Source organism: Runella sp., from assembly GCF_027484545.1.
GTDB lineage: Bacteria > Bacteroidota > Bacteroidia > Cytophagales > Spirosomataceae > Runella.
Genome location: NZ_JAIXST010000086.1, coordinates 1 through 7,057 on the forward strand (window position 1 = coordinate 1; position 7,057 = coordinate 7,057).

At 41.4% G+C, this 7,057-nt stretch carries 8 protein-coding genes; 3 read left to right on the top strand and 5 right to left on the bottom strand.

Annotated features, from left to right (window positions below; translation table 11 throughout):
- The first annotated feature begins 298 nt into the window (after positions 1-298).
- The gene (locus tag Q0081_RS08185; protein ID WP_298351275.1) at positions 299-640 is read left to right on the top strand and encodes an FHA domain-containing protein; all 342 of its coding nucleotides are present in this window, start codon (positions 299-301) and stop codon (positions 638-640) included.
- Between the two features lie 500 nt (positions 641-1,140).
- On the opposite strand, the gene rdgB is transcribed toward Q0081_RS08185, so the two are convergent.
- The 4 genes from rdgB to Q0081_RS08205 form a co-directional block, all read right to left on the bottom strand.
- Positions 1,141-1,719 carry an RdgB/HAM1 family non-canonical purine NTP pyrophosphatase gene (gene rdgB / locus Q0081_RS08190; protein WP_298351278.1) on the bottom strand — a complete coding sequence of 193 codons (579 nt, stop codon included), beginning with the start codon at positions 1,717-1,719 and terminating at the stop codon, positions 1,141-1,143.
- Positions 1,720-1,824: 105 nt separating this feature from the next.
- A complete protein-coding gene (locus Q0081_RS08195; protein ID WP_298351280.1) occupies positions 1,825-2,751 on the bottom strand; it encodes an FKBP-type peptidyl-prolyl cis-trans isomerase in 927 nt (308 codons plus the stop codon).
- 76 nt (positions 2,752-2,827) lie between these two features.
- Positions 2,828-3,733 (bottom strand): FKBP-type peptidyl-prolyl cis-trans isomerase, encoded by a 906-nt coding sequence (locus Q0081_RS08200; RefSeq protein ID WP_298351283.1) that lies wholly within the window; start codon positions 3,731-3,733, stop codon positions 2,828-2,830.
- Between the two features lie 73 nt (positions 3,734-3,806).
- Positions 3,807-4,835 (bottom strand): bifunctional oligoribonuclease/PAP phosphatase NrnA, encoded by a 1,029-nt coding sequence (locus Q0081_RS08205; RefSeq protein ID WP_298351285.1) that lies wholly within the window; start codon positions 4,833-4,835, stop codon positions 3,807-3,809.
- A 181-nt stretch (positions 4,836-5,016) separates the two neighbouring features.
- Between Q0081_RS08205 and Q0081_RS08210 the strand changes: the two genes are divergently transcribed.
- Both Q0081_RS08210 and Q0081_RS08215 read left to right on the top strand, forming a co-directional pair.
- Positions 5,017-5,436 (top strand): nucleoside-diphosphate kinase, encoded by a 420-nt coding sequence (locus Q0081_RS08210; protein ID WP_298351288.1) that lies wholly within the window; start codon positions 5,017-5,019, stop codon positions 5,434-5,436.
- A gap of 192 nt (positions 5,437-5,628) precedes the next feature.
- Complete coding sequence (locus Q0081_RS08215) at positions 5,629-6,309, top strand: response regulator transcription factor (RefSeq protein WP_298351291.1); 681 nt, start codon at positions 5,629-5,631, stop codon at positions 6,307-6,309.
- Between the two features lie 15 nt (positions 6,310-6,324).
- Here Q0081_RS08215 and Q0081_RS08220 read toward each other — a convergent pair whose 3' ends face one another.
- A complete protein-coding gene (locus Q0081_RS08220) occupies positions 6,325-6,753 on the bottom strand; it encodes a LytTR family DNA-binding domain-containing protein (RefSeq protein ID WP_298351295.1) in 429 nt (142 codons plus the stop codon).
- Positions 6,754-7,057 lie beyond the last annotated feature (304 nt).

Here is a 7,057-nt window from a genome sequence, read left to right on the forward strand (position 1 = left end):
CTAAGCTGTCCACAAACGGGACAGCAGGTATTAGCAGCAGTGCTTATCACATGTAAATCAATCCGGTCAGGGTAAAGTTCGTAATCAAGTAATTCTAAGTCGAGCTCGGAAGGCAAAAGGAAGGAAGAGTCCATTCTTCAAAATTACATCCCAAACCCCGACTTTCACCAAATGTGACGATGAACCACTTTCATAGGAATTTACAGCACTCACCCAAAAGCTAAATTAATTACCCTTAAAGGGCAAACAGCCATAAGAGAATACATTCTGAAGCCAGAAGAAAAACAAAGTTATTTGATTGGCCGAGAGTATACATACCCCCGAATTAGCCTCAGGCAGAGTTCGTATCAATGATATTTACTTTTTAGCAGAAAATGATAGTGAATTTGATCCTTTAAAAGGAGCCGCGAATCTATCGGTAAGTCGAAATCACGCCAGAATCAGCTACGACCCTGCTCAGAAAAAATACTTTCTTTTAGCGGATGAAGGCGGGCTTCCCTCCCGAGGTAATAAAATAAAGATTTTCAAGACGACCGATGCTGTTATCCGGGCAGATGTATTGGGAATGAACTATGAATTGGCAGACGGTGATCAGATTGAATTGGGGGGAGAGACTAAATTATTATTCCAAATCAGTTAGTGAACTTATTGAGCAAAAGGCAGTAAATTAGACAACAACAAAAAAGCCGCAGGCATTTAATCGTTGTTGTTATAAAAAATCAGTTGTTCCCTGGTCCGATTTTTTGCTTTTAGCCTCTTCATAGTAAGCCATACGCATCTATTTTAGCTGAACAACTCAATAGGAGGATTTTATAGCAAAATCAGTCAGCCCGATAAAAGTTTGGGCACAAAGCTAAGGGAATCTCTTAACTTGTAGTTCAAATGAGCAAACACCGCAGACATGGGAGTGAAAGCTGGAAAAAAGCCATCCTCCATTATTACCAAGAACACCGAGCATCCTCTGCTGCCCGTCAATTTAAGTTACAAAACAGGGCATGAGCCGAATGTAGATTCAAAAAATAAACTGTAAGGTGACGGTACTTCTATAGTAGTAGCGCGGCGAAAAAGGGCTTTTGTTAAGAAGTATTACAATCAAATCAGAATTTTACTGAAGCGGAAAACAGTCACTCAGATGGGGTGTCAGCCCTGATATGATTGTAAAAAATCAACCAGTTTAGAAAAAGCGCGTGCACGGTGGCTTAGTTTCCCTTTTTCTTCCAAAGTCATTTCGGCAAACGTACGATCGTGGCTTTCCGGAACAAAGATAGGGTCGTAGCCAAAACCCTCTGTTCCGCGCGGTTGATGAAGTAAATTTCCTTTGATAATACCTTCAAACTGTTGGGATTGGCCGTTTAAAATAAGCGTAATCACCGTTTTGAATTGAGCACTTCGGTCATCTGCATCTTGCAGTTCATTCAAAACGCGCTCAATGTTCTTCTGATGATTGCGAGTGCCGCTATAGTAGGCCGAATGTACTCCTGGCGCACCGTTGAGCGCGGTGATCTCCAAACCCGAATCATCGGCAAAGCAATTGATGTGGAAGTGTTCCCAAACGTATTCCGCCTTTTGGTGAGAGTTCCCTTCAATGGTATCGGTAGTTTCGGGTAATTCTTCTTCGCAATTGATTTCATTCAGGGTTTTGAGTTCAAACGAATCGCCCAAAATAGCCCTGATTTCTTTCAGTTTATGGGCATTATTAGTGGCAAAACAAAGTTGCATGAGATATAACCTGTGAGGTTTTTGTTGATAATCATCTTGCAAACCTCACAGGGTTTATTTAAACAGGAAAAGCGGCCTCAACAGCCGCTTTTCCGTAATGAATGATTATTTGCGTTTTGCTTCTACTTCAAAAAGAAGCGGGGAATATGCGGGGATTTTAGTACTGCTTCCCGTGACACCGTAACCGAGAATGGAAGGGAAAATGATAACGGCTTTTTCGCCGTAGCGCATTTTGGCAATTCCGTCATTAAAGCCTTTTACTACCCCTCCCGAAGCAGTTCCTGTGGGGTCCACGACATTTACGTCAATTGTTCCGGTATCAAACTGCTTTCCGTTGCGAATCAAACGCCCCGTGTAAGTGACGCTCACCGTAGTACCGATGGCAATCTGTGCCGAATCAGGATACGCAAGCGTTTTTACAAAACGAAGACCGTTATCATTGTTACGCTCCAAACCCAATATTTTGTTTTTGGCCACATAATCATTAATCTGTTCTTCTTCCGTACGTACTTTCAGAATTTCTACATCGTATCGAATCGGGATATACAAAGGCGCTAACAGCGACACATCGCCTGTCCCGCGTAACGACCAAGGTACAAAGAGGGTAATTACATCGCCTTCATGCACTACTTCTAAAGGAGTGGATAACAGCTCCTCAAAAGAAGGTACAGGGTTGAAACGATATAACATTAAGCCCGAAACGTCTCGTGAGCTGTAAGAACGAATAAAAACATCGTCCACTCCTACCTGACTGCTGTCTACAATAGTACCATCCAACCGTTTTGCAGTGTACCTTAATGTTACCTCATCCCCAATCAGCGGTTTTTGAGCAGCGGCATTTGTATTTTTGATAATATAAAACAAACCCGATTTGGTACTATCGGCAGTGAGTTTGTTTGCAGTCAGATAGGTCCGTATTTCGGCTTTATTTTCGCCTGTTTTACGGTCTTTATAGACATCCTCCGTTTGTTCGCAAGCCATAATGGTGACCGTCAAGCTTGCTATTATCCCTAAAATTAACTTTCCCCTCATTCGACTTCTATTGAGTGATTTTTAATTGAGTATTGTTTGCATAGTAAGATACATGTCAGACAGCCTGGTGTAAATCCTATCGTTGTCCGGGAGTTGGTTGTCCAGGAGCTGTTTCAGGGCCTTTTTTCACGTCTACCAATTCAACGTCGAACAAAAGTACTGAATTTGGCGGAATGACACCCGGTGAACCAGCTTCTCCATAAGCTAACGTAGAGGGAATGATAAACGTGCATTTGCCTCCTTTTTTCATGTTCATGATGCCTTCTTCCCAGCCCGGAATAACCATTCCCTGGCCGATTGGGAAATCAACGGGTTTGCCGCCGCTTTGTGGGTTTTTATAAGAACTGTCAAATTCTTTACCGCTCAACAATTTACCCACATAATGTACCGAAACCATATTTCCGGCAACGGGTTTCACGCCGTCTCCTTCTTTTAAGATTACGTAATTCAACCCCGATGGCGTCTCAACCGTTTTTAAAGAATTTTTTGCTACATAATCATCAATGACTTTAGCATCTTTTTTTACCTGACCTTCTTTGGCTGCGGCTTGTGCTTTCTGGAATTCCTGCTCGTTTTGTACTTCCAGTACTTTTACCGTAAACTGAATGTCCGAACCTTTGCTGATGCCCGGAGGAAGCGGTTGCATCATTTTTGAGAAAAGGGAATCGGCACTGATAAAGAAAGAGGCGCTGTCATTTTTTGCAAGCATAGCCAAACCTTCTTCAAAACTTCCTTTGAAGGGAGGAACCTGAAGCATCATTTGCATAGGTTTGCCTTCTTTGTAGGTGTCGCGCAAGACCGAATCACGGTTGTTTTTCAACACTAATTGAAACGTCAGGATATCTCCAACTTTAGGTTTACGACCCTCGTTTTCGTCGTGAATCTGGTATTTTAGGCCAGTATCACTGACGCTTACACGGTTGTTACAGGCAGCCATCACAGCAGCCGTTACAAAAAGAGAAATAGTTGATTTAAATTTCATGAAATAAGTGCCGCAGCACAGTTAATTGTTAATGATTTGTCGTTAATTGTGGTTGTTATCTATTCGTTACTAATTATTTTTCAACGTTTAAAAGTTCACTTTGGTATTCGGGTAAGACCGATAAAAGTCGCTCTACTGTTTCATTAAGCGAACTAGTGGTGCGTCCTCCCGAGGCATTTTTATGGCCGCCGCCCGAAAAATATTTGTTGGCCAACTCCCGCACCGAAAATTCATCTACCGAACGAAATGACAATTTGATTTCGTCGCGGCGCTCAATCATTAAGACCGACATGACGATATTGTCAAGGGAAAGCCCATAATTTACGATACCATCAGTGTCACCGATTTCGGAACCAAAGCATTTTAAATCATCCAAAGACAACACCATATAAACCGTACGGTACTCGGGTAAAACGGTCAATTTTTCGGACAATACATAACCGAGTAAACGGGTGCGCCCAATGGAATTGTTATCAAAAATAGCCCGATGAACATAATTAACGTTCAGGCCGGTTTTCATTAGTTCGGCTACTGCCAAATGAACGTCTGCCGTTGTATTTCCGTGTCTGAATGAGCCTGTATCGGTCATAATACCGGCATACAAGCATTTTGCCATCGGTAGATCAACCAATTGCCCATCGCCCAATCGGTTGATAATTTCCAACACATATTGGGCGGTTGCTGCCTTTGACGTATCCGAAAATACAAAATCTGCAAAAGAGTCAGGTTCTAAATGATGGTCAATGAGCACCTTTATCCCCGTAGCTTCCTGTACCAAAGCTCCCAGTCCTTTGATTCGGTACAGGGTATTAAAATCCAAACAGCATATTATATCTGCTTCTTGGAGCAGTGATTTTGAAAGAGCTTGTGTTTGGGCATTTATGTCGTAAGTCACCACTTCTTCGTAGTCCGGCATCCAACGCAAATTAGACGGGCATTCGTTAGGAATAATAACCGTAGCCGTGTGCCCTTTTTTCTGTAGGTATATTTTCCACCCCAATGAAGACCCTATTGCATCGGCATCAGGGTTTTGATGGGTTACTATTACAATACGTTTCGGGGGCGAATTGATTAGGTCGTAAAATGCGTTCCACTGTTGCATAGCTTGCAAAGTTAGTAATTTTCTGAAAAAAGACCCGATTGGTTTTCAAAACCTGTCAGGTCTGCGTAGCTTTGCGGCATTTTTTCGGAGAAGTTATCCGCTGTCGGCAAATCAGTTGACAGCAATTTGTCGTTCAAAATGAGGCATGGATAACATTAAACAGATAAAAGAAACACGCATAATGACAACAAACAGAACATTCACGATGGTGAAGCCCGACGCCGTAGAATCGGGTAATGCAGGAGCAATTTTGAAAATGATTGAAGAAGGTGGTTTTCGGATTGTAGCATTGAAAAAAACGCTATTGACCAAAGAACGTGCTGGCGAATTTTATGAAGTTCATGCCGCTCGTCCTTTTTACAATGATCTTTGTGCGTACATGTCTTCGGGACCTATCTATGCGGCTATCTTGGAAAAAGACAATGCCGTAGCAGATTTTCGTACGTTGATTGGTGCGACCAATCCTGCCAATGCAGCAGAAGGGACGATTCGTAAACTGTTTGCAAAGTCGATCGAAGCCAATGCCGTTCACGGTTCTGACTCTGATGAAAATGCAGCTATTGAAGGAAGCTTCTTCTTTTCAAAAACGGATCAATTTTAGGTCAAATTAGGAAAAAAAATGTTTGAGAGCCCCGAAATCCTCGGGGCTTTTTTTATGTCCTTTCCCGTGAAACATTGAATTTGTAGTCATTTCACGGTTAAAAAAGTAGGATTCACGGAAAAAACTTGCTTCCGGGGCCCTTGTGGATGTATCTTCAATCCAAAGTGAATAGGCACACCCCATAAAATAGTTATGAAAAATAATGAAATGCGAATTCGTAAACTTGACTCCTCCGTATTGGTGGCTAAGGAAGAACCTTTCTCGTGTGAAGTACTAAGCAAACTCTTGGAAAGAGAGGGATTTGACGTGGTGGGAAGGGCTAATGAATTGGATGATCTTATCCAAAAAATTCATACCAAAAAACCCAAGTGTGTGATTGTGGAGGCTAACTTAATTGGCAAAGAAACGAATCATTTATTAAAAGAACTGTCTGAAGCGTCAAGTCGCCCTAAGCTGGTACTTTTCTTTAACACGTCTAATTCCAAAGAGCTTACCAAAGCTTTGGATGCTAACTTCAACGGATATTTATATTCAGATGATCGCCTCGAAGAATTGTATAAATGTCTGCTCTATATTCAGACGCAATCCAAATATTACAGTGATGGTTTCAAAGATTTGATGAAAAGATTGGGCGTTAATGAAGTAGACAGTGATACACAAAAAAAGCTTAAAACGCTGACAAAAAGGGAAAAACAAATCCTTTATTTAGTGACGGAAGGATTGACAGGTCACGAAATTTCTGATTCATTGTGCATCAGTTATCGGACATTGGCTAATCACAAGCAAAATCTGATTCAAAAATTGGGAATTGACAGCAATCGCCAATTACTCAAATTTGCATTGCAGATTAAGTCCTATATTAATACGCTATAAGGCAATGGATTGGTTTTATCGAATTGTTTTTTGGTTTCGATTGCCAGTAAGGGCATCTCGAAAATCGTTGAATCGGTGGCGAGACATAATCATTTCGCGTGCTTCTCCCGAAGATTTCATATAAAGAATATATTTACCTTTTTCCCAGTAAATATAGCTGTCCAGGTAATTAAGGTTAATGATGAAGCTTCGATGGCCTCTGAAAAAATGAAGAGGTTCCAATTCTTCTTCCAAAACAGACAATGGCTTCACAATGCGGAAGCGTCCTTTAGGATGTTCTACGAAGTAGCGCTCTTCGACGGTTTCAAAAAAATAACATTCCTCTACCCGTAAATAAATTTCCCCCGCGCTGGTTTTAGCTTCGATGAACCGAAGGTAATTATCGGCCTGAACTGCTTCAGCCTGAACCTGCTTTACTTCTTTCGGTTTTGTTTCTGGTATCAAAAAGTCTACGGCCGCTGAAGAGATTGCCGGTTTTGCTTGAGAATTACTCTCTAAAAAGTCTTTAACTAAGGAAACATTGATTAGAATATAGCCTAATAAAATGACAAAGGGGAGATAGAAGAGATACGTTTGAATCGTAAAGCCATTGAAAATATAGTGGTCAATGTAACGATTGAAAGAATAATGGCAGTGCGCGCAAAGTAATGCTATAACAAAAAAATAGACAACTGGGGCAAATGCCTAACTTTGGAGTGACTAAACTCAAAGATTATGTACCTATTTTGCCCAAGTTGTCACAGCACAA